We start from the raw sequence: 24,778 nt of genomic DNA, 5'->3' as shown, positions 1-24,778 counted from the left end.
GCTTACGCGGCAAGCTTCAGCATATGCGCGCGGTGGCCGACCAGGAACGCATGCAGCAGCGCCGGATAGTCAGGCGACACCGCACTGCGTACGCTCGGCCGCTGTGCCAGCGCGCTGCGCCAGGCGCGAAGTTTTGGCGTGTGCGTGAACACAGCGAGATCGGTCAGCTGGTCGAACAGATCGAAATAGCGGAAGATCGGCGCGAACACCGCATCCACCAGACTGAAATTCTGGTCGGCGAAGAACGGACCGGCGCCGAGCGCAGCCTCGACGCGCGCGAATTTCGCCGCGACCGCCTGCCGCTTGCTCTCGAATGCAGCGGCATCGGTTGCGGTCTCGAGCCCCCAGAGATCGCCGAGAATGGCCGAGCCGAACTCCATCCAGGCGCGATGCTCGGCACGCGCGAGCGGATCTTGCGGATGCAGCTTCGCGCCGCCTTGCGTCTCCTCGATGTACTCGCAGATCACGTTGCTCTCGAACAGCGCGACCTCCTTGCCGTCGTCGCGCGTCACCACCAGCACCGGCACCTTGCCGAGCGGCGAGATCTTCAAAAACCAGTCCGGCTTGCTGGCGAGATCGATGTCGATCCGCTCGAACGGCACGCCCTTCTCACGCAGCGCGATCACCGCGCGTTGCACATAGGGACAGAGCTTGTGGCTGATCAGTTTCAGGGCGGCCATGACGAACCTCGGGTTCAATGCAACTGCATCGAATTAAATGCAACAGCATGGAACTGTCAAGGTAGATGCATTTGCATCTAAATCACGGTCGCGCGATAATGCCGCCGGTCATCGGGATCGGCACCCCCGTGGTGGCGGGGTAGCTCAGCGGCAGGCCCTTCATGCCGCGCGCGGCAAGGAAGCCGAACGCCTGCGCCTCGATCGCGTCCGCCGCCCAGCCGAGCGCCTCGGCCGGCTCGACGGTCGCCGGCGCCAGGCGCTCGCGCAGCATCCGCAGCATCGTGAGGTTGGAGGCGCCGCCGCCGCAGATGATCCAGCTTTTCGGCCGTTTCGGCAGCAGCGGCACGACGCGGGCGATGGCCGCGGCAGTGAAGGCGGTCAGCGTCGCGGCGCCATCGGCCGGCGCCACGGCGCCGAGCTTGAGGCTGGCGAAGTCGTTGCGGTCGAGCGATTTCGGCGGCAGCAGCGCAAAGAACGGCAGCTTCAGAGCCTGTGCGATCCAGGCCTCGTCGGGCCTGCCCAGCGCGGCGAACTTGCCGGCGGTGTCGAACGGCTGGTGCATCTGACGGAACATGAAGTCATCCAGCAGCGCATTGCCCGGCCCGGTGTCGCAGGCGATCAGCGTGTCCGTGCCGTCGATATAGGTGATGTTGGAGACGCCGCCGATATTGACCACGACGATCGGCCCCTCGCGGTTCAGCGATTGCACCAGCGCGCGGTGGTAGACCGGCACGAACGGCGCGCCCTGCCCGCCGGCCTCGACGTCGGCGGCGCGGAAATCGTGCATCACCGGAATGTGGATCACCTTGGCGAGCGCCAGGGCATCGCCGATCTGCACCGTCAGCCTGCGCTCAGGGCGATGCAGCACGGTCTGGCCATGGAACCCGACGATGTCGATGTCCTGGGCCGAGATCCGGTGCTGTGCCGTGAAGCTGGCGACCGCCTCGGCATGGGCCGTGGTGACGGCCTGCTCGGCCTGCCGCAAAATCCCCGGCCGGGCGTCGCGCCGCGACAGATGGACCGCCTCCGTCAGCGCCTGGCGCAGCAGGCTGCGCTCGCCTTCGGTATAAGGCCGATAGCCCGAGGGGCCGAAGGCCTTGATCTGGCGGCCGTCGGTCTCGATCAATGCCACGTCGACCCCGTCGAGCGAGGTACCGCTCATCAGACCGAGTGCCGTTAACATCATGCTGGAAGCGCCCCAGCCGGGAACCCCCGGCTTGTCTCAAACAAGTACATCCTATAATGCCACTGCGCGTCCGCCTGCGGCAGCCTCAAGCATCAAGGTTCCGCAAATAGATGCAAAAACCGTAAAACAAGAATGATCTGGCTCGCCGACAAATGACTGCATTTAAATCGGATTTCCTGAACACTTTACAGGAACGCGGCTTCGTCCACCAGTGCTCCGATTTCGAGGGCCTCGACGCGCTTGCCGCGAAGGGCCAGGCGACCGCCTATGTCGGCTATGACTGCACCGCGCCGTCGCTGCACATCGGCAACTTCCTCACCATGATGATGCTGTACTGGCTGCAGCAGAGCGGCAACAAGCCGATCACGCTGATGGGCGGCGGCACCACGATGGTCGGCGACCCCTCCGGCAAGGACGAGACGCGCGCAATGCGCACGGTTGCGGAGATCGAAGCCAACAAGGCCTCGATCCGCGGCGTGTTCGCCAAGGTGCTGCGCTATGGCAACGGGCCTTCCGACGCCATCATGCTCGACAATGCCGAGTGGCTGACCAAATTGAACTGGATCGAGATGCTGCGCGACATCGGCCGGCACTTCTCGGTCAACCGCATGCTGACCATGGACTCGGTGCGGCTCCGGCTCGAGCGCGAGCAGGAGATGAGCTTCATCGAGTTCAACTACATGGTCTGCCAGGCCTACGACTTCGTCGAGCTGTCGCGCCGCGCCGGCTGCCGGCTGCAGATGGGCGGCTCCGACCAGTGGGGCAATATCGTCAACGGCGTCGATCTCGGCCGCCGCATGGGCACGCCGCAACTGTTCGCGCTGACCACGCCGCTGCTCACCACCGCCTCCGGCGACAAGATGGGCAAGACCGCCAAGGGCGCGGTGTGGCTCAACGCCGACCAGTTCTCGCCCTACGATTTCTGGCAGTACTGGCGCAATGTCGAGGACGCCGACGTCGTCAAGTTCCTCAAGCTGTTCACCATCCTGCCGATGAGCGAGATCAGCAAGCTTGCGGCGCTGGCCGGCGGCGAGATCAACGAGGCCAAGAAGGTGCTGGCGACCGAGGCGACCGCCCTGCTCCATGGCCGCGATGCAGCGAACGAAGCCGCCGAGACCGCGCGCCGCACCTTCGAGGAAGGTGCGCTGGCCGAAACCTTGCCGACGGTGGAAATTCCGCGCGGCGAATTTGAAGCCGGCGTCGGCGTGCTGGTCGCCTTCGTCAAGGCCGAGCTCGTCGCTTCCAACGGCGAAGCGCGCCGGCAGATCAAGGGCGGCGGCCTGCGCGTCAACGATGCAGCCGTGACCGATGAGAAGATGCTGCTGACTTCGGCCAATCTCACGCCGGAAGGCGTGGTGAAACTGTCGCTCGGCAAGAAGCGCCACGTCCTGCTGAAGCCTGCATAGGCGCATTCGCATTTGTCGGTTGTCGGGAGCGCGGAAAGCGCGCTCCCATCTTTCCGATGGACCAGACCACGCCTCCGAACGACACGCTTGCAACGCCGGCGAAGCAGTCCCGCGTCGCGCTGAACGTGCTCGCGCTCTGCTTCGTGCTGTCGGTGCTTGGGCGCGGCCTTAGCGACAGCTTCACCGTTTTCCTGAAACCGATCTCGGAAAATTTCGGCTGGGACCGCGCCTCTGTGGTGTCGGTCTACTCGCTGACCTGGCTCGCCAGCGGCCTGACCGCGCCACTGGTCGGACGCCTGTTCGACCGCTCGGGTCCGCGCGTGGTCTATGCGCTCGGCCTGTCGCTGCTCGGTTGCGCCTTCCTCGTCGCCTCGCGCGCGCAAGCGCTCTGGCAATTCCAGCTCAGCGTCGGCCTCTGCGTCGGTTTCGGCACCGCGCTGATCGGCAACGTGTCGAATTCGATCCTGCTCGGCCGCTGGTTCGGACCACGCCTGCCGACCGCGATGGCCGTGATGTATTCGGCGACCGGCGCCGGCCTGTTGCTGCTGTTGCCGCTGTCGCAGGTTCTGATCGACCGGATCGGCTGGCGCGAGGCCTATCAGGTGTTCGGCATCGGCGCGCTTTGCCTGCTTGTTCCGCTGGTCTTTCTGCCGTGGCAGCTGCTCGCCGGCGGATCGCCGCATATCGTCCGGAAGGCGGAAAGCAGCTTGGCCGACGACGGCTGGACACTGCTCAGCGCGATGCGCCACCACGCCTTCTGGGCGCTGTTCTCCACCTTCTTCTTCACCGCGATCGCGATGTATGCGCTGACCGCGCAGATCGTCGCCTATCTGATCGATGTCGGCTTCCCGCCGCTGCAGGCGGCAACCGCCTGGGGCTTCTCCGGCGTCGCGCTGTTCGTCGGCATGCTGGGCGTGTCCACCCTCGACGGCATCATCGGCCGCCGGCCCTCGGTCTTGTTCAGCTACGGCGTCTCGATCCTCGGCATCATTCTGCTCTGGCTGTTGCAGTGGTATCCGAACTACTGGCTGCTGACCGGCTTCATCATCTGCTTCGGAAGCATGATCGGCTCGCGCGGCCCGCTGATCACCGCGACCGCGCTGAAGATCTTCCGCGGCGAGCGGGTCGGCACGATCTACGGGACGATCATGATCGGCAGCGGCCTCGGCTCCGGCCTTGGCTCATGGGGCGGCGGCCTGATCCACGACTGGACCCACAGCTACAATCCGTTGATCGCCTTCGCGCTGGTCAATGTGGTGCTCGGCCTGATCCCGTTCCTGGTGGTGCCGGCGCTGCGACGGTGAGTTCGGACGCGTCCGCTTGCCCCTGCGGAGGCGATGTGGAATCCGACATGAACGCATGCCGGCCTTGGACCCAACACCTTGGGCCGATAGGCGGCATTCGCGAAATGAAACAGGCCGCCAACAGCAGCGGCCCTAGTCGATGGCTCCAATTCCTTGATTGCGAGAACCGGCTCGAACGGTCTTTTAAGACCCGGAAGTCGATCCTCTGGTCCGGTACTGCTAGCCGCAGCGACGAACTCTCCGGACCGATCCGTCGTCACGCTCGATCGTGACGGTGCGGCATCCGCGATATCCGCGATCATACCCGTAGGCGCGATAAGCGGGTCGATCGTAGTCTCGGTAGTAACGGGGCTCCGGGCCCACTCTCACGCCGCCGAGCGGAGTATCAACGGCAACCTGAGCTGACGCGGGTGCAATGGAGATCGGCGTGGCCATAGCGAAACCGGCGACCGCCAGTACACCAGCCAATAACAGGGCTCTCATGAGAGTTCCTCCTGAGTTTGTTGAATTGCTCTCCAACATCCCAGACAGGGCAAGGTTCCTGCGCGAACGTCATCCGGACGGCGGGCCGCTCGGACTTGGTCGCAGCCTCGGATGAATGCGGACAGGAACCCGCCGCCGCGCGTCAGCGCGCGATCTCAACCGACCTTGAAAGCAGGCGTCGACGAGCGAGCGTTCTAGTTGTTCGTCGTCGGCAGATCGTTCGGGCCGTACTGCTTGAACTCGAAGATCTTGCGCGTCAGGCCGGGCGCCAGCGCGGAGATCGGATTGACGCGCAGCACCGGCGCGCTCGGCGTGCCCACCACTTCGTAGGTCACGCCGATCAGGCCTTCATTGCTGCCGGCGCCGAGGAAAATCCCGAAGAACGGGATCTGGCCGAACATGTTGTTCAACCCGTACATCGGAATGAAGGTGCCGTTCATCCGCACCTGGTTTCCGATATAGTCGATGCTGCCTTCGATGGTCGCGCCGATGGTCGGTCCTTTGACCACACCATTGCGGATCGAAAGCTGGCCGCTCTGGCGCGTGAATTCGGCGCGCAGCGCGTCGAACCCGATGCCGTTCTGGGTGCTGACCGGCCCGCCGGCAACGGCGCGATCGAGTTGGGTTTCGCCCTTCACCGAGAATCCGGTGATATTGATGAGCCCCTCCCTGGGGCTCGGCTCGGGGATCGGCGGCTCCATCGCGAGCGTAAGCTGGCCGCCGACCACCTTCGAATAAGTGTCGATGAAGCGCAGGAACGCACCGGCGTCGCTGGTCTGCAGATAGATCACCTCGCGGCCCTGCTGGCGTCCGCGCATATCGACCGTGACGGGGGTGTCGCGGCCGACCTTGCCGCTCAGCGTGAACGCCTTGAAGAACCCGTTGCGGCGCGAGACCTTGGCGTCGACGCTGCGCAGCGCTTCGCCGTTGAATCCTGCGACCGCGCCGAGTTTCAGATCAACATCGAAATCGGTGGTCCTGGTCTTGCTCTTGGGATCGTTATCGCGGCCGGAGATCGCCGACTTCAGGAAGCCGCGACCGTCGAACACGTCGCCGCGCATCGTCACCTTGATCACGCCGTCGGGACCGCGATCGGCCCGCAGCGAGGTCTTGTCGCCTTCCGACGGCGCGTAGGTCGGGAAGTACGCATTCATGAGATCGCCGTTCTGGTCGACCTCGAGCGCCCCCTTGATCGACACGCCGGCGCCGTCGATCGAGATATCCTCGAACCTGGTCGATTGCCCCTTCGGCACCACGTTGAAGGTCGCCTTGCCGGCCCGGCCCTGCGCCTTGACCCAACCCGGCAGGATGTTGTCGAGCTTGAGCTGGGTCAGGTCGGCCTCGACGCCCATCTTGGTGGTGGGATTGTCGCCGCTGCCGATCTTGCCGCTCAGCTTGATCGGGATCGCGCCCGAGACCGCGGGACCGAGATCAAGCCCGAGGCGCGCGCGGCTCGCATCGTCCAGAGTCGCCTGCAACTTGACGTCGGCATCGCCCTCGGCTGGCTTGCGGTAGTCGAGCGAGGCCGCCTGCCCGTTGATCTTGACATCGCCCTTGACCTGGAAGCCGGTATTGCTGGCGATCACCTTCAGCGCGTTGGCTTCGAGCTTCTGGTTCATCACCAGCTTGTCGACGGCAACGCCGGAGATGTCGGCGGTGACCGAGTAGAGCGTATCGGCCTTGGTCAGCTCGCCCTTCACGGGCATGCCGAGATTGATCGTCGCGGTGACGTTGCCCTTGCTGGCGTTGGGATCGATCGGCGGACCGGAGAGATCGCTGAGCCGGTCGGAGGCGAGGATTTCGGCGGCGGCCGGCACCGGACAGTCGACCCGGAACTTGACCTTCGACGGTGACGGCTTCGGCGCCATGTCCGGCACCTCGAAGGTGAAGTCCGACAGCGTGATCTTGCGGCCCGCCGGCGTGTCGGCAATGCCCTGGTTGATGGTCACGGTCGCGGTGCGGCCGGTCACCCTGGCCTTCAGATCCGCGTCATGCACCGCGGGCATCTGGTCCACCGGACGCACCGTGACACCCGAGGCGACAATGTTGACCGAGAGGCCGTCATCCGGGATCGGCGGTCCCTTGCGCGACAGGTTGTGTACCGGCGAATTGACGCCGACATCGATACGCTGGAGCGTGCCGCGGTCGATCCGCTCGAGCACCCATTCGCGCACCTCGGGCACGATGATGACCGGCCACATCCGTTTCAGGGCCGAGGCCGACATCGGCGTGCCGGCGAATCCGAGCTGCAGCCGCGGCTCGCCGGAATAGTCGATGCTGCCGGTTCCGGCGACGCCGATCTCGCCATTGGAGATGTCGGCCTGGGTCAGCAGCACGCGCTTCTTGTCGGTGTCGAACCGGAAGCCGATGTTGATGCGATTGAAGATCAACGGCGGTTCGTTCTTGTCGGCGCCGGCCAGCACGATGGTGCCGCCCGACAGGCCGGCCTGCCAGTCGGTGACGTTGTCGTTCGGCGGCTCGAGGTGGCCGAGCAGCGTGATGCGGTTGGCGCCCGAGATGATCTTGATCGGCGCCAGCAGCACGCGCCGCCCCGAATCCCATTCCACGCTCATCTCGGCGGAATCGATCGGCATCGGGTAGTCGGGCGTGTCGGTGTCGATGATGTTGCCGGCGCCGACATTGATCTTGCCGCGGAAGTAGGTCGGCAGGCCGTCGCGGCCGAGTTCGCCCTTCATCTCGCCCGACAGCGGCAGGTCGGCGGTGTAGGTCAGATCCTTGGTCCGGAGCGCGAGCAGGATGTTCCGGGTGGAAACCTTGTCGGCCTTGATGTCGACCGAGCGCACGCCATTCTGCTGCGGTCCGACCAGCACGCGCACCGACCAGGGTTTTGCGCCTTCCTCGCCGAAGCTGAGCGCAACGCCGCCGCCGCTCGGGCGCCGCAGGCTGAGGCTGATGTTCTCAAAGCTCCATTTGTTGCCGCGCTGCTGATCGTCGACGACGAGATTGCCGTTCTTCAGGCCGATCTCGTTGAGGTTCTGCCCGTCGAGGCCGGTCATGCTGAGGCTGTCGAGCCAGTCGAGACCGGCGAGCAGCCCGCTCTGGGCCGAATCGGGCGACGCCGAGGGCTCGGCGGCAGCTGGCGGCGAAGCAACCGGCGGCGGCGGGGCTGCGGGTGTCGGACGCGGGAATGTCGGCGGCATCCCCGCCTCCCGCTTGGAGGCAACGCCGGTGGCCAGCGGTTTTGCGGTGTCGCCGGCGGACACGGTAACATTGCCGTCCGGCGTGATGCGCACCGACAGTTCAGCATCGACCAGATTGAGGCTCTCCGCCCGCAACTGGCCCATCAAGAGCGCGGTTCCCGACAGGCGCACTTCGGCCTTGGGCGCGCTCGCAACCACCGCATGGTCGCGGTCGCGGACGATGATGTCGCGGATGCGCACCGCGATCCTGACGCGGCCGGCGCGCTCGATCTGCGTTCCGCCGACCTCGACCGTGTTGCCGTGGCCGATGTTCTCCTCGATCGCCGCGGCGAGCCACGGCGTCGCCATGTCGAGATTGATCGGGCCGGCGCCGAGCCGCCACCACAGCCCGCCGAAGCAGGTCGCGAACATCGCGACCAGCACCACGAGGACCAGTCCGATGCGACGGATCCAGCGCTCGCCGTTCAGCCAGCGCTGCATGCCGGAGCAGAAATCGGTGAAGCGATGCAGGTTGGTGTGGGAACGCGCCAGCAACTGCCGCGCACGGTTGCCCGCCGCCTCATCCTGCTCGTCCCACGCAGCGTCGTCCTCCCATTGCGAGAGGTCAGCCCCGGCGCGCGGATTTGGACCCTGCGGCGACGTGTTCCTTGCCATTGCCTCTCGGTGCTGACGGCGAAGCTGATCGCCGCCATCGGGGCGCCCGTCGATTCGTATCGAGCGCTCCTGTGCCGGCATCGCCGCCTATCCTCGCCTAATCATGTTACTCGCCGATGGCCCCCAGAGCGGACCAAACCAACCAATCAAAAGCCAATTCAGCAAGCGGACGGGTCACGCGTCGAATTCCTTGTCACCTTACTCCGTGGCCATCAAACTTGCCCAGCGGCCGGTGCGAATCCGGCCGCCGCCAATAAGACCGCAATACCCCAATGGTTGAGCTTCGGAAAGCGACGAAAGGAAGGCGTATGTCCAAGAAAACGCGCAAGAAATCCTCCAACACAACCGGGAAGCGGGTCGCAACAAAGGTTGCGCGCGCCGCAAGCGCAAGCACTGGGAAGTCCGCGACGAAAACCCGCACAGCGGTTGCGAAGAAGGCAGCGGCCAAGAAAACAACTAAGAAAACGACCAAGGCGACCGCAGCGGGTGTTCAAAGCAAAGCCTCGCACAAGGCGGCATCGAAACCGTTAAAGCGAGAGCCGGCCGCTACCGTGACCAGTTCGTCCGCCGTCACACTTGTCGAGGGCGCCACTGCACCGGCCTTCAACCTGCCGCGCGACGGCGGGGACAGCGTTTCGCTGAAGGATTTTGCCGGCAAGAAGCTGGTGCTGTTCTTCTACCCCCGCGCCGACACCCCCGGCTGCACCAGGGAGGCGATCGATTTCACCCGGCTCAAAAGCGAGTTCGTAGCGGCAGGGACCGAAGTGGTCGGCATTTCCGCCGACACGGTTAAGGCGCAGGAGTCATTTCGAAACAAACACCAGCTGTCGGTGCCGCTGGTCTCCGATCCGGCCCACCAGATGCTGGAGGCCTATGGCGCCTGGGGCGAAAAATCCATGTATGGCAGGACCTTCATGGGAATTATTCGCACGACGGTTCTGGTCGATTCCGGTGGAAAAATTGCCCGGATCTGGCGTCATGTGAAGGTCGACGGCCACGCCGAAGCGGTATTGGAGGCTGCCCAGGCGCTCTGATCGGGCGGGTTCCGTTTCCTGAAAATTAACCATGACGGGCTCAAATCGGCCCCGCAAATTAGCCGTACGGAGCTTGGTCCGACCGGCCGCGGGAGTACCGATGTCGAGCCGGTCCGGTCACCACAAACACCATCATCCGCAGGACCATGGCCGGACGCCGATACGCCGTCCGGCAGCCCATCACCCCGCACCTGCCGCCGCGGTGGTGGCGGCCTCCGGCGAGGGCTATACCCTGGTCCATGCCGGCAAGCAGGTCCGGTTCGGGCCGGTGGTGTTCTGGATCATCGTCGGCACCGTGGTGCTGCTCGGCATGTGGTCGGCGGCGACCGCGACCTATTTCGCGTTCCGCGACGACGTGCTGACCCGGCTGATCGCGCGCCAGGCCGAGATGCAATACGCCTATGAGGACCGCATCTCGGAGCTGCGCGCCAAGGTCGACCGCACCACCAGCCGCCAGCTGCTCGACCAGGAGCAGTTCGACCAGAAGCTCGACCAGATCATGAAGCGGCAGTCGACGCTGGAATCGCGCGCCACCGCGCTCGGCGCGATGCCTGACGTCACGAGCACCGGATCGATCAAGCCGCAGGGCCGCGCCGAGGCGGCGCCGTCCTCAGGCACGCCGAAACCCTCCCCGATCAGCGACACCGTGATCTTCGTGGCGCCGCCGGATCGCGAGGCGCGGCTGGAATCGCGCGCGCCGCTGATCGCCAAGACGCAGCCGAACCAGTTCGCCAAGGCCCAGGGCGTCGACAACGTGCTGGTCCGCCTGCAAACCTCGCTTGACCAGGTCGAGCGGCGCCAGGTTGCCGCGCTCGCCTCGGTCGAGGACAGCATCGATTCCAAGGTGCGCCGGATGCGCGGCGTCATCTCCGATCTCGGCCTCAACATGGCGCAGCTCGAGGCGGCGACGCCGCGCTCCGGCATGGGCGGGCCCTTTGTCCCTGTGAAACTCTCTGCCGACGCCGGCGCGTTCGAACGCCAGCTCTATCGCATCAACATCAACCGGGCACAGATGCAGCGACTGAACCAGACGCTGGCGCTGGTGCCTTACCGCAAGCCCGTGGTCGGTGAAGTCGAATTCACCAGCGGCTTCGGCGTGCGCTCCGATCCCTTCCTCGGCCGGCCGGCAATGCACACCGGCCTCGACTTTCGCGCCGCGCAAGGCGATCCGGTGCGTGTCACCGCCAACGGCAAGGTGGTGTCGGCGGGCTGGGCCGGCGGCTATGGCCGCATGGTCGAGGTCGATCACGGCAACGGGCTCTCCACCCGCTACGGCCATCTCTCCGAGATCGGCGTCAAGGTCGGTGAATACGTCAAGATCGGCCAGGTGATCGGCGCCGTTGGCTCGACCGGCCGCTCCACCGGTCCGCATCTGCACTATGAAACCCGCATCGACGGCGAAGCGGTCGATCCGCAGAAATTCCTCCGCGCCGGCGTTCGGCTCAGCGCCGGCTAGCTCAATCTCACGACGATCGATCTGAACATCGGCGCAAGCGGTCTCGCTTGCGCCGATCTTGTTTGTGGTTTCAGCGGCGGCCGCCGCCGCCCATGCCACCGGGCGGTCCGCCACCGCCGAATCCGCCGCCGGGCCCGAACGGACCACCACCGCCGCCAGGACCGAACGGTCCGCCGGGCGGGCCGAAGCCACCGGGACCGGGGCCGGTCGGTCCACCACTCAGGGGATCAGGCGCAGGCCCGCCGCCTGGCGGGCTGCCGCCCGGCATGCCGGACGGCGCCCCACCGCCGCCACCAGGCGCGCCGCGGCCGCCCGGGCCGCCCGGTCCCGATCCATGACCCGGCCCGGATCCGCCGGGGCCGCGGCCCGGCGTGCCCGGGCTCTTCACCGACGAGCCCGGGAACTTGCCGACCGACTGCACCGATTCGACGCGCAGCTCGCGCGGGCCCGACAGCTGCGCGTTGACGACGACGCGCGTATCGGCCGCCGGCGAAAACCGCGAATGGTCGCGCGCGACAAAGCCGGAGCCGAGCTGCAGGTCGTTGCCGACCCGCCGCACATAGGCCTCGATCAACAGCCGGTTCGCGCCGGCGAGATCGGAGAAGTCGTCGGCCCGACTGCGCGACACCTGCATCACGCCCTGCGCGACGTGTCCCTCGGCCTGCACGCGCTGACCGACCAGCGCCGCATCGACGCCGGCGAGCTTGAGCTCGCCGATCCGCAAGACGCCGGCACGGTCGCGCTCGAGCGGCCCTGCGACACGCGCCGCGGCGTCATGGCGCTCCTGCACCAGACTTGCGACGACGATGCCGTCGGTACGGCGCAGCCCGAACACGGCGACATGCGCGCCCACTTTCAGCCAGCTCTCGCGTCCGGTCCAGGCGACCGTCTGGCCGAGCACCGTCAGCCCGCCCGGCTTCATTTGCTCGACCGGCCCGGTCACCTCGCTGGTCACATCGATGCGTTTGGTCGACAGCGTGCCGCCGGCATCGCGCTGCGCCACCACGCGCGCGAGCTGTCCGATCCGCAGCGCCTTGGCGCTCGCCGCCTCGCCGTCGATTCTGACCGGCACCTCGGGTGCGTAGGCGACGCGCTCGCCATTGACATAGATCGAGCCGAACCGCTGGATCACCCCGACGATGCCGGTGCCACCGATGCCCTGATCGGAACCGGTGATGCCGGTGCCGCCGATGCCTTGGTCGTTGCCGCGCTTCTTGACCTGCGCGCCCGCGAGCGACGTTCCGGCAAGCCAGAACGCTGCCAGCAGCGCGCGGCGCGAAATGACCGGCGGGCGCTTCACGCTGCACCGCCTTCGTCGGCATCGTCATCGACCGGACCATCCGGCCCCTCGCGGTAGATGTAGATGCCGAAATTCCAGCGATAGTCGCCGCCCTTGTCTTTTGCGAGCGCGCGGTTGGCCTCGCGGTTGGCAACCTTGAGCGCCTCCATCGCCAGCTCGCGCGAGCGGCCCTCGAGCCGTTTCGCCAGCTTCGCCGACAGGCCGTCGTAATGCACCGCGCGTTCGAGGAAGCGCGGCGCGGCCGACGACACGTTCATCTCGGCGGCCGCCACGTGATCATGCAGGTTGCGGCCGAGATAGTGCCATTTGCGGTCGTCGTCGCCATGCGGCACGAAGGCCTCCTCGACCAGCATGATCTCGTCGTCGTCATTGATGGTGACGAGCTTGCGGTCGAGCCATTCGTCCAGCACGGCGCGCGGCCGCACATCCTTGGTGATCGATTCGACCAGCGTCTCGAACGACGGCGCGCCTCCGTCCGCGGTGCGCGGCAGCGGCAGCGGATCGCCCTTGGCATCGGTGAACTCGGGCCCGGCCAGCCAGCGCGCGATGATCGCGCTGGTGCGCGACAGCGTCGCCGGCACCGCATTGACCGGCGCGCCGGCGCCGCGCAGCCGCGCCACCTCCTTGCGGTGGATGCCGGTCAGCAGGCTGACGCGGCTGTCGGTCTGCTCTTTGCCCTCGAGCGCGAAGTCGTGCTCGGCGACGTTGACATAGAGCTCGCGCAGCAGCTGGGTCAGCGCCGGAAACGTCATGCCGCCGCGGATGCAGAGCCGCACCAGCGGACGCAGCATCCGCGCCAGCGGCGCATGCAGCTTCGCTGCGGCGATCGGCGCAGACGATCCCACCTTCGACTTCGGGCCCTTGGCATTCATGCCTAACTTTTAGCCGTCCGCGCCGTGGGACACAATCCCACCTCACTTGACGTGTGACATTTTCCCACTTATGGGAAACAAAATCACCTCCGGACACAGCTCGCGCGCTCGCCAGCGGGTGTCACGGAGTCCGGCACTGCCGCCATCGCCACGGACCGCTCCATGACGTTTGCCCGATTCGACCTTGCGATCGCGGAAGCCTGCCGGATCGCCCAGGTTCCCTTTGAGGAGTTCGTGTCGACGGTGATGGCGGGCGGCTATCCCTGTCTGCCGGGCGTTGCGCCCGGATCGCCGCGCCGCTTCGACGAAACCGACCTGCTCGCGCTCTACATCTACGGCCGCCTGCTCGCCTTCGGCTTCGGCGGTCTGCGCGCCGGCGAATATGCCTGCCGCGCGCATGCCGGCCTCCGCGCCGAGCCACGCGCGCAATCGATCTCGATTGCGCTGACCTCCGACGGCGGCAAGCGCGTCGTGATCGAGCAGGATCTGCAGCGCCCGGCAGCGGCAATGCTGCCTGAGCGGATTCATTTCGACATCGCCGCGATCAGGCGCCAGTTGCAGCCGATCGAACGCAGCACCGCCGAGCCGGCCTGACGCTCCGCTAGAGCACGCATCTGACGATGCGTTCCGACCTCTCCCCGCACGCGGGGCGAGGTGAAGCGGAGGCCGTTGCTCGATCCACAAGTAGGCTCATGGCGCTTTAGATACGCCCGCATTCGCTCGCCCGCGCCGTCGCGGCGCGATCGCACCGTCATGCGTTCCGCCGCCGTCCGCAAAAAGTTGTCCACCGCCATACGTGGGACATAATCCCACATTTTAGTCCGCCCGCCATTGACGTGTGAAATTTTCCCACGTATCCAGAATTCATCCAAAAGGGAATCCGACCCAATGTCTCTTCGTTCGTCCCGCGAATCCTGTTCATTTCAGGAACCCGGTCGGTTCGCCGCCACCGCACTCCGTTTCACGCCGCAGGCGCCATTCTGTTTCACGCCGCAGGCGCCTTGCGGCCCGATCGAGCCGGTGTTTCCGGCGCTGCTGCGCTCGCTGGTGTTCGCCGCCGCGCTGGCGCTGCCGTTCATCGTCGCCCTGTTCGTCGCATGATCCGGATCGAGCCGCCCATGATCGTCGTCAACGAGCCGGCCCGGCGTCCGTCGGTGCTCCACATCTTCAAGGTCTACTATCCCGACCTGTTCGGCGGCACGCTGACGGTGATCCGCGATATCTGCGCCGGACTAAAGGACACGTTCAACGCCGCCGTACTGGTCTGCTCGCGCTCCGGCGGCGAGCAAAAGATCGTGGTCAACGACGTTGCGGTCGAGCGCGTGCACTCGTTCGGCGACGTGCTGTCGCTGCCGGCCGCGCCGACCTATCCGTGGCGGCTGTGGCGCCGCATCGCCGAGCACGACCTGCTGGCGCTGCACGCCCCCTTCCCGCTCGCCGACCTCGTCTTCGCATTCGGGCTCGGCCGCACCCGCCCGCTGGTCGTGCACTGGCACGCCGACATCGTCTCGCACGCGGCCTTGCGCTTCCTCGTCGAGCCGATGATGCGGCGAACGCTGCGCCGGGCCGCCGCGATCATCGTCTCCGATCCGGTGCTGATCGAAACCACGCCGCTGCTGCAGGAATTTTCCGACAAGTGCCACGCCGTTCCGTTCGGCGTCGATGTCGCCAAATATGACAGGCCGGCCGCACAGGCCGACGACGTCAATGCCCGCGGCCGTCTCGTGCTCGCCTGCGGACGGCTGGTGCCCTACAAGGGTTTTGACGTGCTGGTGCGCGCCGCGCATGCCCGCAATTTCGAGGTCTGGATCGTCGGCGAGGGCCGCGAGCGCGACAACCTCGAGCAGCTGATCCGCGACTATGGCTTGCAGGACCGCGTCCGCCTGCTCGGCTCGGTGTCCGAGAGCGAACGCATCAAGCTGATGCGCATCGCCGACGTCTTCGTGATGCCGTCGGTGACCAATGCGGAGACTTTCGGGCTGGCGCAGCTCGAGGCGATGGCCGCAAGCCGGCCCGTCGTCAACACCGCACTCGACACCGGCGTTCCGCATGTCGCCCGCGACGGCCTCGAGGCCATCACGGTGCCGCCCGGCGATCCCACCGCGCTCGCCGACGCCATCGAGACGCTGATCAACGATCCCGAGCGGCGCCGCCGCATGGGTCAGGCCGCACGCCATCGCGCGATGACGAAATACTCAACCGCAGCCTTCAAGGAGGGAGTCGAGACGGTGTATCGCAAGGTCGTTACCGAGGAGGCCGCCGCAAGGGACGCGGGGTCGTCAGCCCCAGCCCCGCGTCCCCGAACGGCAGGTTTCGTCGGCGCGATCCAGATCGCGGCAACACTGGCCTGGTCCGACGTGCGTCATCGCTACGTCCGCTCCCTCCTTGGACCCTTCTGGATGTCGATCCAGATGGCGATCATGGTGGCCGTGCTCGGCTCGGTCATCGGCCATCTCTCCAACGCCAGCGCGGTGGCGCGGCTGCCGATGCTGGCGGCGAGCCTCACCGCCTGGACCTTCCTGAACAGCGTGGTGCTCGACGCCACCACCGCGCTGCAGGGCTCGGCCAGCCTGATCAAGGATCGCGCGCTGCCGCCGGTGATCTTCCTGCTGCAATGTACCTTCCGCCAGGCGCTGTTCGCCGCCCATAACGCGGTCGTGCCGCTACTCCTGTGGCTCGTGCTGACGCCGCGCGATGTTGGCGGCGCCATTGCCGCCCTCCCCGGCCTCGCCCTGTTCGTGGTCTGCACGCTGGGGCTGAGCCTCGTGCTCGGCGCGCTGGCGACGCGTTACCGCGACATCAAGCCGATCATCGAGTCCTCGCTGACGCTGGCCTTCCTGGCCTCGCCGATCATCTGGACATCCGAGATGATCGATCGCGGCTCGACCGTGATGCGGCTCAATCCGCTGACGCATCTGTTCGCGATCTGGCGCGACCCGCTGGCGACCGGTCATGTCGCAACGGCAAGCGTGATCTACGTGCTGGCGTGCCTCGCCGCGCTCGCGATCGCCGCGATCGTCACCACGACTCATCTGCGCAAAGCGGCATTCTGGATCTAGGGCATGGCAAGCATCCACCTCCGCGACGTCTGCCTCGATTATCCGCTGTACGGCGCCTACGACTTCTCGCTGAAGCGCCGCCTGCTCGGCCGCTTGTTCCGCCAGGCCAGCGAGATGCGGACCATCCGCGCGGTCGACAGCATCTCGATCGAGGCGAACGCCGGCGCCCGCATCGGCCTCGCCGGCCCGAACGGCTCCGGCAAGTCCACTCTGCTGCGGCTGATCGCCGGCGTGTTCCCGGCGACCAGCGGCCGCGTCGAGATATCAGGCAACATCGTGCCGCTGCTCGGCCTCGGTGCCGGCGTCAATCTCGATTTCGTCGCCGCCGACAATATCAGCCTGCTGCTGCGGATCTCGGGACGCAAGCCGACGCCGGCGATCCTGGACGAGATCTGGGCGTTCACCGAACTGGAGGAGCGCATGCAGCGGCTGCCGCTGCGCATGTTCTCGTCGGGCATGCTGATGCGCGTGCTGTTCGCGACCGCGACCGCGTTTCCCGCCGATATCCTGCTGCTCGACGAGTGGCTCAGCGTGGTCGACGAGAATTTCTCGGCCAAGGCCGAGCAGCGGCTGCGCAAGATGGTCGAGACCGCGGCGATCGTGATCATCGCCTCGCACGACCACGCCCTGCTGCGCCGGACCTGCAACAGCATCATCAATCTCGATCACGGCCGCATCGCCAGCACCGTCGGGCTGGATGCGCCCGTCCCGCATCACCTCGAGCTTAGAGAAATCAGCGCATGACAAAGATCCTGGTCGTCAGCGAGGCGCTTGGCGAGCCCAACCACAAGCGCGGCATCTTCCATTTCACCCGTGAATTGATCCGCTCGCTGGCCGGCGACGGCCATGCCCTGACCCTCGTCGTGGAGACCACGCGCCGGTACCGGAAGCTGCGCCGCAGGCAGCAGCGGACGCGCCTGCTGCCCGAGGACTCCCGGCTGATCGAGCTGCTCGCGCTCTATCGTTACCTCGATGAAACCGACATGAACTCGCCGATCATGCGCGGCGGCCTGCGCCGCACCGTCAGCTGGTTCAAGCACAAGCTCGACGCGGCGACCTCGCTCGAATTCATCATCGCCTTCCTGCGCTCGATTCATCTGCTGCCGACCAGCGTCAAGCTGATCGAGAACCGGACCGAGGGCCTCGAATACATTCCGACCGATTTGCGCCATCTCGAATTGTTCGGCGATTTCCTGCTCGAGCCCGGCTTCTACAGCTATCAGGACACCTCGGCCCTGACCCGGTTGCCGCCACCGCGGGTCGATGCGCGCGACTATGACGTCATTCTCGTCGACACCCCGACCCGGGTTGCGATCCAACGCCGCCCGGGCGCAAAGGTGATTTGCGTCGTGCACGACCTGTTGCCGATCACCGATCTCAAGCTGGACGACATCGCGACACGCCTGTTCCTGTCGCGCCTTTTCACCAGCGTGAATCAGGCTGACGAGCTCGCCTTCGTCTCGAACTACAGCATGAACCGCTTCCGCGCCCTGCTCCCGCAATATGCGCATATTCCGGCGCGAGTGGTCTATCCGCGGACCCGCTTCGACGTCGCGGAAGCGCCGCTTGCGCCGGTGCCAACCGCCGTCCCGGCTCGGCCGAGCTTCGTCGTCATCGTTTCGAACGAGCCCCGCAAGAACCTCGCGGCCGTCATCCGCGCCTTCCGCAAGCTGCCGGAGGCCGATCTCGTCGTGATCGGCTATGCCGGCGGCGCCAACCAGGCGCGCAACCTGCCGAAGAACGTCCGCTTCTCCGGCTATGTCGACGAGCACGAGAAGGCGGCACTGATCGCGGACGCGCATGGCCTGATCATGCCGAGCCTCGCCGAAGGCTTTGGCGTCCCGATCATCGAGGCATTCGCGGCCAACACTCCTGTGCTGTGCTCCGATATTGCCGTGTTCCGCGAGGTCGCGGGCGAGCTTGCCGACTATTTCGATCCGTTCTCGACCGACTCGATCTGCGCTTCGGTGCGGCGCGTGCTGGCGCAGCAGGAGCAATGGCGCGACCGGATCCGCGCGCGGCGGGCCGAACTTGCAGAGCGGTTCGGCCACCACACCCAGGCGCGCGACCTGCTGTCGCATTGGGCTGCCCCGGACGTCGCGGCCGCCGCCGAGGCGCTCACCGCCGCGATGGCGACCTTCAACGGTGCAACCGCGCACGGCGTGTAACCGGTCATGAGCACCGATTCCGACGCCATTGGTCTCGCAATCGAACCGCCAGCACGATGGCGCGATCGCGTCCGCACCTGGTCCGGCTCAGTCCCCTATGTCCGCGCCGCCGATACCCTGATCGTCTTGGCCGCGGCGTCGCTACCCTGGTCGACCACGGCATTCGCCGTCTTCATGCTGCTGTGGCTTGTCGCCGTGATCCCGACCATCGACTGGGAGCAGTTCATTCTCGACCTCGCGCAACCGGCCTTTGCCTTGCCGATCGCGCTGGTCGCACTCGCGGTGATCGGCCTAGCGTGGTCGGAGACGAGCTGGGTCGAACGGCTGCAAGGCATCAAGCCGCTCAGCAAGCTGCTGCTGCTGCCGTTCCTGCTCGGCTATTTCCAGCGCTCACAGCGCGGGCTCTGGGTATTCGTAGCCTTCCTGGTATCGTGCACGCTGCTGATGATCCTGTCCTGGATCGCGCTGGCGGTGCCGCAGCTCAAGCTCGCGCACACCGCATCCGACGGCGTGCCGGTCAAGAACTACCTCGACCAGAGTCAGGAGTTCGCGCTCTGTGCGTTCGCGCTGGCACTGCCGGCATTGACGACGCTGCGGGCCCGGCAATGGCGCTTCGCTGCCGGCGCCATCGCGCTGATGCTGCTGTTCGTCGCCAACATGCTTTATGTCGTCTCTGCGCGGACCGCGCTGGTCTACATGCCGGTGCTGTTGATCCTGTTCGCCTCGCTGCATCTGTCGCGGCGCGCCACGCGGCTGCTGTTCGCCGGCGTCGCGGTCACCAGCCTCGTGGTCTGGACCACGTCTCCCTACCTCCGCCAGCGCATCGCCGACGTCGGCATCGAGTATCGGGCCCACGATACGTCAGGCATCGCTTCCACGGCGCAGCGCCTGACCTATTGGCGGAAGTCGGTGAAGTTCATCGGCGAGGCGCCGTGGCTCGGGCACGGCACCGGCGCGATCAGGCGCATGTTCACGCAGGATGCCGTCGGACAAGCCGGCCTTGAGGCCGAGGTGATCAACAACCCGCACAACCAGACCCTCAATGTCGGGGTCCAGTGGGGGCTGATCGGCATCCTGCTGCTCTACGCGATGTGGATCAGCCACGTCAGGCTGTTCGCCGGCCGCGATCTCGTGAGCTGGATCGGACTCGCCGTGGTCGTGCAGAACATCACAAGCTCGCTGCTCAATTCGCATCTGTCCGATTTTCACGAGGGCTGGATGTACGTGATCGGCGTCGGCGTCGCCGGCGGCATGGCGCTTCGCGCCCGCCGGCCGGAGAAAATTATGGCGTAGATTTGTGACTCACGCCGCGCAGCACATTCGGTGTCGTCCCTGCGAAAGCAGGGACCCATAACCACAAATACTGATTGTTGCGCGATGCTGGAACGACGAGTCCCTTCAACAACATCCGCTGCGGCGTATGGGTCCCGGCCTTCGCCGGGACGACAGCGGTGTTTACCGAGCCAGCGCCGCCCTCATAACGACCACTCGCCTACCGCGACGCCTCGTGCCCGACCTCGCCGGTGATGACGTCACCGAACAGCTCCCAGGCCTCGCCGTTGAAGCGCATCAGCTGCATCTGCTCGATCGGGAAGTAGTCGTCGGGGGAGGTGTTGACCATGACTCCCGGGAGCATCAGGTCGGAGTGGAAGTTCTTCAGGCTGGCGGCCTGCTTCATCACGTTCTCGCGCGTGAGATTGTCGCCGCATTGCTTCAGCACCTGCATCATCGCCTCGGCCTGGACATAGCCATAGAGGTTGTTGGCATTGGCCTTGTCGCCGTCGGGATAATATTTGTCCATGAAGGCGCGCCAGCTTTGCACCGCCGGATCCTTGTCCCAGGTCGGATCGGTCGGGTCCTTCAGATAGGCGGTCGAGATGATGCCCTTGGAGAACTCGAGTCCGGCCGGCTTCAGCACCGAGGCGACCGAGGTCGCGGTGTTGGCGAGGAAGAATTTCGGCTTCCAGCCGAGCTCGCCCACCTTCCGGATCGCCTGCGCCGAGCCCTTCGGCGCCGCCCAGGAGAAGAAGATGTCGGCGCCGGAATCGTGCAGCGCGACGATCTGCGAATCGATCGAGGGATCGGAGACCTCGTACGACTTGTCGGCGATGATCATGCCGACCTTGTCGCCGAGCCCGTCCTTCAGGCCCTTGAACTGATCCTTGCCGGCATCGTCATTCTGCCAGAACACCGCGATCTTGCTGTCAGGGAATTTGTCGCGAATGTACTTTGCGTAGATGCGGCCCTCGCTCTGGTAGTTGGGCTGAAAGCCCATCGTCCAGGGGAAGTTCTTGGGGTCGCCGAATTTGGTGCCGCCGGAGGCGACGAACAATTGCGGCACCTTCTTGGCATTCATGTATTTCATGATCGCCGAATTGGACGGCGTGCCGAGCGGCTGGAAGATCAGCAGCACCTCGTCGCTCTCGACCAGCTTGCGCGCCTGCTCGATCGCCTTCGGAGGCGAATAGGCGTCGTCGTAGCTGATGAAGTTGATCTTGCGGCCGTTGATGCCACCCTGCTCGTTGGTCATCTTGAAGAACGCGGCCTCGGTCTTGCCGATCACCCCATAGGACGACGCCGGGCCGCTGTATGGCATGATGTTGCCGATCTTGATTTCGCCATCACTCGCGCCGGGATCGTATTTCTTCTGCGCGGTGGCCGAGGTCGCGATCAGTGCCGCACTTGCGAACGCCGCGATTGCGCCAATATATCCGAAACGAGCCGGCATCGTTTTCTCCCGATTTTTGTCGTTGGTTTTGGCGGCAAGTCTCGCAAGAGACGCATGTGCTGGCAAGCGCTGGGTTTTTCCGTTGGGCGAAACGGCATTGTTGCCTGGCGCTATTTATGATTGAAGGTCGATCTGGGGATCACGAGTCGAGGCGTTCTGATTGCGTAAACCGGACATCCGTACCGGTCCGCGGCATCCGCATCTTGCGGCCGCGGGCTATGAGATCACGCGCCGCCTCAGCGAGTCTGCGCTGGCGAAGCGTGGCCTGCACAAGGCAAATGGCGCGTTCGCGCAGCGCACGATCGCCTCGATCCGCGAAAAGCTGCAGCGCGGCGAGACCGTCTATATCGCAGGCCTCGCCTGCCCCGGCACGCACAATACCGGCGTCGCGCTGGTCGAGATCACCCAGAAGGACGGACCGCGCCTGATCGTCAACAACGAGGAAGAGCGCTTCTCCGGTAACAAGCACACCAACGAGTTCCCGCAACACGCGCTCGACGACATGCGCAAGGTGTTGCAGCGGATGGGCCGCGACATCGGCGATATCGCCGCCTTCGTCACGACATGGGACTATCCGGCGCTGCTGGCGATGCTGATCCGCACCTCGCTCGAGGAAGCGCCGGCCAGCCTCAAACTGCTGCGCGCCCCGATCGCACCGGCGATCAATCTGCGCCAGCTGGATCAGGTGCGGCGGCTGTCGCGCCGGCTCGGCAGGATGTACGGGCTCGACAAGCAATTGCCGCTGATCTGCATGCCGCATCACGACAATCACGCCTGGTACTCGTTCACGGCCTCGCCGTTCGCCGATGCGCGCGAGCGTGTCGCGATCGCGGTGCTCGACGGTACCGGCGACGTCGGCTCGATCTCGCTCTATGTCGCCGAGAACGGCGAGATGAAGCAGCTCTATTGCAACGAGAGCCTGTTCGACTCGCTCGGTGCTTTCTACACCGTGATCTCATCCAGCCAGGGCGGCTGGACCTGGCTCTCCAGCGAGGGCCGCTACATGGGCGCCGCCGCCTGGGGCGACATGAACCGCGCCACCAATCCGTATTATCAGCGCTTGAAGGCGGTGCTACAGCTCGGGCCCAATGGCAGCGTTCAGCTCAATCGCGCGATGGCCAATTGGTACGCCGATCCCGCCGACAATCCCTATCATCAGCCGCTGATCGACATTCTCGGCCCGCCGCTGCGCCCCGACCAGCTCTGGAATCCCGACGCCGTGCTGCGCGTCGAGAACATCAATCACCGCCCCGACACCAAGGACCGCGTCGACAAGGCGGCCGCGACGCAATTGGTGTTCGAGGACGCGATGATCCATGTCATCGACCATCTCCTGCGCACCACCGGCACCGACCGCCTGGTGCTGACCGGGGGCGTCGCGCTGAACGCGCTCGGCAACATGCGTCTGCTCGAGCATTTCGACGAGGCCTGGTTCGAAGGCGCACAGCAGCGCAAGACGCGGCTGCATATGTGGGTGCCGCCGGTGCCCGGCGATCCCGGCGTGCCGATCGGCGCCGCCTGGCTGTTCGCGCATATGGCGGGCGCGCCGCGCGGCGCGCCGCTGTCGCACGCATTCTATTGCGGCCTGCCGCCCTCGAACGCCGACATCGCGACGGCGCTGCAAGCCGACGACGTCGCCTCGACCGAGATCGGCAATGTGGCGACATCAGAAGGGCGCGACGCGGTTGCCGACCTGATGGCGTCCATGGTGGCGCGAGGCGGCGTGATCGCGATCTATCAGGGCGCCGCCGAAACCGGCCCGCGCGCGCTCGGCCATCGCTCGATCCTCGCCAATCCCTGCGACCCCGAGGTGCGCGAGCGGCTCAACGAGCGCGTCAAGTATCGCGAGGCGATCCGGCCGCTGGCACCGATGGCGACACTGCAAGCTGCGCGCGATTATTTCGAGCTCGCAGACGGCGCCTCCGACGCCGACTACAACGCCTATAACTACATGGTGCTGACGGCGCATTCGAAGCCCGAGGCGCGCGCGAAAATTCCGGCGGTGGTGCATGCCGACGGCACCGGCCGCATCCAGATCGTGCGCGAGGCCGACGATCCCCTCACCTACGCCTATCTGAAGGCGCTCGGCCGCCATATCGGCGTCGAGATGTCGGTCAACACCTCGTTCAACGTCGCAGGTCCGATCGCGCAGACGCCGGCGCAGGCGATGGACACGCTGCGCCGCTCCAAGGGGCTAGATGCCGTGGTGTTGGTCGCCGACGACGGCACCGCCTACGCCGCCTGGCACGGCGGCGAGCGTGACAGCGGCCGCTTCAGCGGATGGTATGCGGCGTGGAAGCAGGCGCGCGGCTGAACCAGGCCAGCACGCGGCCGTCGATCAAGAGCAGCGCGCTCGCGATCACCAGCGCGCCGATCACCTCGCGCAGTGCGATCGGCTCGCCGAGCACGAGATACCCGAGCAGCATCGCGGTGACCGGAATCAGCAGCGTCACCAGCATCACATTGGTCGCGCCGGAGCGCTGCAGGATCTGAAAGAACACTATATAGGCCAGCGCCGTCGACAGCGCCGCGAGCCCGAGCACGGCGAGCCATGTCGCGGGATGCGGCATCGGCAACAGCCACGGCCGATCGACGACGGCGGCGATGGGCGCCATCAGCACCGCCGAGGCCATCATCTGGAACGTCGCGGTCCCCAGCGGCGGCACGCGCTGCGGCAGCCGCCGCCCGACTAGCGCCGCGATGCCGTAGCTGAAGGCGCCCGCGAGGCACAGCAGGATGCCGATGCCCTGCCGGCTCTCGAAGCCGAGCGCATCGCCATGCAGGATCGCAACCCCGATCAGCCCGACCAGAACGCCCGCCACGCGGCGCGCTTGCAACCGTTCCTCGCCGACCGCCGCCATCACGATCACCGCGAACAGCGGCGTCGTCGCGTTGAGGATCGAGGCCAGCCCACTCGGAATATAAGTCTGCCCGAACACGATCAGCGCGAACGGCAGCACATTGTTGAACAGCCCCATCGCAACGAACGGCGCCCAGCCGGACAGGCTGCGCGGGAATTCGATTCCGGCGGCCCGCAGCAGCGGCAGCAGGATGATCGTGCCGAGCACGACGCGCAACAGCACCAGGGTCAGCGGCGGCAATTCGCGCAGGATCACGCCGTTGAAGAAGAACGAGCCGCCCCAGAGTACCGACAGCAGGACAAGCAGCCCCCAGTCGCGGCGATCGATCCAGTTGTCGGCGGAAGGCATGTCGGGCACTCACCTGCAGTCGGACAGGTGACTAGGGCAGCGCCGCGAATATTCCCACCCGATTTCCGACAATGGCGG

18 protein-coding genes are annotated in these 24,778 nt (G+C 66.0%); 11 read left to right on the top strand and 7 right to left on the bottom strand.

Translation table 11 applies throughout. The features are described 5' to 3' along the window. Positions 1–2: 2 nt before the first annotated feature. Together ACVW1B_RS12385 and ACVW1B_RS12380 are read right to left on the bottom strand one after the other, a co-directional pair. The gene (locus ACVW1B_RS12385) at positions 3–680 is read right to left on the bottom strand and encodes a glutathione S-transferase family protein (protein ID WP_253608775.1); all 678 of its coding nucleotides are present in this window, start codon (positions 678–680) and stop codon (positions 3–5) included. A gap of 82 nt (positions 681–762) precedes the next feature. Beyond that, the gene (locus ACVW1B_RS12380) at positions 763–1,866 is read right to left on the bottom strand and encodes an anhydro-N-acetylmuramic acid kinase (RefSeq protein ID WP_456821629.1); all 1,104 of its coding nucleotides are present in this window, start codon (positions 1,864–1,866) and stop codon (positions 763–765) included. A gap of 152 nt (positions 1,867–2,018) precedes the next feature. Between ACVW1B_RS12380 and tyrS the strand changes: the two genes are divergently transcribed. Continuing rightward, positions 2,019–3,272 (top strand): tyrosine--tRNA ligase, encoded by a 1,254-nt coding sequence (gene tyrS, locus ACVW1B_RS12375; RefSeq protein WP_253608780.1) that lies wholly within the window; start codon positions 2,019–2,021, stop codon positions 3,270–3,272. 56 nt (positions 3,273–3,328) lie between these two features. Further along, positions 3,329–4,576 carry an MFS transporter gene (locus ACVW1B_RS12370; RefSeq protein ID WP_253608781.1) on the top strand — a complete coding sequence of 416 codons (1,248 nt, stop codon included), beginning with the start codon at positions 3,329–3,331 and terminating at the stop codon, positions 4,574–4,576. Positions 4,577–5,253: 677 nt separating this feature from the next. Here ACVW1B_RS12370 and ACVW1B_RS12365 read toward each other — a convergent pair. After that, complete coding sequence (locus ACVW1B_RS12365) at positions 5,254–8,955, bottom strand: hypothetical protein (protein ID WP_456780622.1); 3,702 nt, start codon at positions 8,953–8,955, stop codon at positions 5,254–5,256. Between the two features lie 227 nt (positions 8,956–9,182). Here ACVW1B_RS12365 and ACVW1B_RS12360 point away from each other — a divergent pair, with 227 nt between their 5' ends. After that, on the top strand, positions 9,183–9,908 hold the full coding sequence (locus tag ACVW1B_RS12360) for a peroxiredoxin (RefSeq protein WP_253608785.1): 726 nt from the start codon (positions 9,183–9,185) through the stop codon (positions 9,906–9,908). A gap of 100 nt (positions 9,909–10,008) precedes the next feature. Beyond that, complete coding sequence (locus ACVW1B_RS12355) at positions 10,009–11,364, top strand: peptidoglycan DD-metalloendopeptidase family protein (protein ID WP_456780624.1); 1,356 nt, start codon at positions 10,009–10,011, stop codon at positions 11,362–11,364. A 70-nt stretch (positions 11,365–11,434) separates the two neighbouring features. On the opposite strand, the gene ACVW1B_RS12350 is transcribed toward ACVW1B_RS12355, so the two are convergent. Continuing rightward, positions 11,435–12,664 (bottom strand): DUF5666 domain-containing protein, encoded by a 1,230-nt coding sequence (locus tag ACVW1B_RS12350; RefSeq protein ID WP_456780625.1) that lies wholly within the window; start codon positions 12,662–12,664, stop codon positions 11,435–11,437. Then, a complete protein-coding gene (locus ACVW1B_RS12345; RefSeq protein ID WP_253608790.1) occupies positions 12,661–13,536 on the bottom strand; it encodes a DUF6502 family protein in 876 nt (291 codons plus the stop codon). Before ACVW1B_RS12345 ends, ACVW1B_RS12350 begins: the two co-directional genes overlap by 4 nt. Positions 13,537–13,698: 162 nt before the next feature. On the opposite strand from ACVW1B_RS12345, the gene ACVW1B_RS12340 reads away from it, so the two are divergent. The 6 genes from ACVW1B_RS12340 to ACVW1B_RS12315 all read left to right on the top strand — a co-directional run bounded on the left by ACVW1B_RS12340 (position 13,699) and on the right by ACVW1B_RS12315 (position 20,056). Then, positions 13,699–14,130 carry a hypothetical protein gene (locus ACVW1B_RS12340; protein WP_456780626.1) on the top strand — a complete coding sequence of 144 codons (432 nt, stop codon included), beginning with the start codon at positions 13,699–13,701 and terminating at the stop codon, positions 14,128–14,130. Positions 14,131–14,424: 294 nt separating this feature from the next. Then, on the top strand, positions 14,425–14,637 hold the full coding sequence (locus ACVW1B_RS12335) for a hypothetical protein (RefSeq protein WP_253608793.1): 213 nt from the start codon (positions 14,425–14,427) through the stop codon (positions 14,635–14,637). A gap of 17 nt (positions 14,638–14,654) precedes the next feature. Beyond that, a complete protein-coding gene (locus tag ACVW1B_RS12330) occupies positions 14,655–16,595 on the top strand; it encodes a glycosyltransferase (protein WP_253608795.1) in 1,941 nt (646 codons plus the stop codon). Between the two features lie 3 nt (positions 16,596–16,598). Beyond that, positions 16,599–17,339, top strand: coding sequence for an ABC transporter ATP-binding protein (locus ACVW1B_RS12325; RefSeq protein WP_253608796.1), 741 nt, complete (start codon positions 16,599–16,601; stop codon positions 17,337–17,339). Continuing rightward, positions 17,336–18,763 (top strand): glycosyltransferase family 4 protein, encoded by a 1,428-nt coding sequence (locus ACVW1B_RS12320; RefSeq protein WP_456821628.1) that lies wholly within the window; start codon positions 17,336–17,338, stop codon positions 18,761–18,763. The genes ACVW1B_RS12325 and ACVW1B_RS12320 overlap by 4 nt, the downstream gene beginning before the upstream one ends. Positions 18,764–18,769: 6 nt before the next feature. Further along, a complete protein-coding gene (locus tag ACVW1B_RS12315) occupies positions 18,770–20,056 on the top strand; it encodes an O-antigen ligase family protein (protein WP_456780629.1) in 1,287 nt (428 codons plus the stop codon). A 199-nt stretch (positions 20,057–20,255) separates the two neighbouring features. On the opposite strand, the gene ACVW1B_RS12310 is transcribed toward ACVW1B_RS12315, so the two are convergent. Next, a complete protein-coding gene (locus ACVW1B_RS12310; RefSeq protein ID WP_253608802.1) occupies positions 20,256–21,491 on the bottom strand; it encodes an ABC transporter substrate-binding protein in 1,236 nt (411 codons plus the stop codon). A 160-nt stretch (positions 21,492–21,651) separates the two neighbouring features. Here ACVW1B_RS12310 and ACVW1B_RS12305 point away from each other — a divergent pair, with 160 nt between their 5' ends. Beyond that, positions 21,652–23,805, top strand: coding sequence for a carbamoyltransferase C-terminal domain-containing protein (locus ACVW1B_RS12305; protein WP_456780631.1), 2,154 nt, complete (start codon positions 21,652–21,654; stop codon positions 23,803–23,805). Here ACVW1B_RS12305 and ACVW1B_RS12300 read toward each other — a convergent pair. Continuing rightward, complete coding sequence (locus ACVW1B_RS12300) at positions 23,765–24,700, bottom strand: DMT family transporter (protein WP_253608806.1); 936 nt, start codon at positions 24,698–24,700, stop codon at positions 23,765–23,767. The two genes, ACVW1B_RS12305 and ACVW1B_RS12300, sit on opposite strands and share 41 nt — an antisense overlap. Between the last annotated feature and the right edge of the window lie 78 nt (positions 24,701–24,778).

The organism is Bradyrhizobium sp. USDA 4502 (genome assembly GCF_054063355.1).
Note: the sequence above shows the minus strand (reverse complement) of the source record. Positions and strands in the feature narration are given on the sequence as shown.

What these genes read in the sequence shown, in the direction of transcription:
- ACVW1B_RS12315 (WP_456780629.1), top strand. Translation starts at nt 18,770, where the DNA reads ATGAGCACCGATTCCGACGCCATTGGTCTCGCAATCGAACCGCCAGCA.
- ACVW1B_RS12310 (WP_253608802.1), bottom strand. Translation starts at nt 21,491, where the DNA reads ATGCCGGCTCGTTTCGGATATATTGGCGCAATCGCGGCGTTCGCAAGT.
- ACVW1B_RS12370 (WP_253608781.1), top strand. Translation starts at nt 3,329, where the DNA reads ATGGACCAGACCACGCCTCCGAACGACACGCTTGCAACGCCGGCGAAG.
- ACVW1B_RS12330 (WP_253608795.1), top strand. Translation starts at nt 14,655, where the DNA reads ATGATCGTCGTCAACGAGCCGGCCCGGCGTCCGTCGGTGCTCCACATC.
- ACVW1B_RS12380 (WP_456821629.1), bottom strand. Translation starts at nt 1,866, where the DNA reads ATGATGTTAACGGCACTCGGTCTGATGAGCGGTACCTCGCTCGACGGG.
- ACVW1B_RS12385 (WP_253608775.1), bottom strand. Translation starts at nt 680, where the DNA reads ATGGCCGCCCTGAAACTGATCAGCCACAAGCTCTGTCCCTATGTGCAA.
- ACVW1B_RS12345 (WP_253608790.1), bottom strand. Translation starts at nt 13,536, where the DNA reads ATGAATGCCAAGGGCCCGAAGTCGAAGGTGGGATCGTCTGCGCCGATC.
- ACVW1B_RS12325 (WP_253608796.1), top strand. Translation starts at nt 16,599, where the DNA reads ATGGCAAGCATCCACCTCCGCGACGTCTGCCTCGATTATCCGCTGTAC.
- ACVW1B_RS12360 (WP_253608785.1), top strand. Translation starts at nt 9,183, where the DNA reads ATGTCCAAGAAAACGCGCAAGAAATCCTCCAACACAACCGGGAAGCGG.
- ACVW1B_RS12300 (WP_253608806.1), bottom strand. Translation starts at nt 24,700, where the DNA reads ATGCCTTCCGCCGACAACTGGATCGATCGCCGCGACTGGGGGCTGCTT.
- ACVW1B_RS12335 (WP_253608793.1), top strand. Translation starts at nt 14,425, where the DNA reads ATGTCTCTTCGTTCGTCCCGCGAATCCTGTTCATTTCAGGAACCCGGT.
- ACVW1B_RS12340 (WP_456780626.1), top strand. Translation starts at nt 13,699, where the DNA reads ATGACGTTTGCCCGATTCGACCTTGCGATCGCGGAAGCCTGCCGGATC.
- ACVW1B_RS12320 (WP_456821628.1), top strand. Translation starts at nt 17,336, where the DNA reads ATGACAAAGATCCTGGTCGTCAGCGAGGCGCTTGGCGAGCCCAACCAC.
- tyrS (WP_253608780.1), top strand. Translation starts at nt 2,019, where the DNA reads ATGACTGCATTTAAATCGGATTTCCTGAACACTTTACAGGAACGCGGC.
- ACVW1B_RS12365 (WP_456780622.1), bottom strand. Translation starts at nt 8,955, where the DNA reads ATGCCGGCACAGGAGCGCTCGATACGAATCGACGGGCGCCCCGATGGC.
- ACVW1B_RS12355 (WP_456780624.1), top strand. Translation starts at nt 10,009, where the DNA reads ATGTCGAGCCGGTCCGGTCACCACAAACACCATCATCCGCAGGACCAT.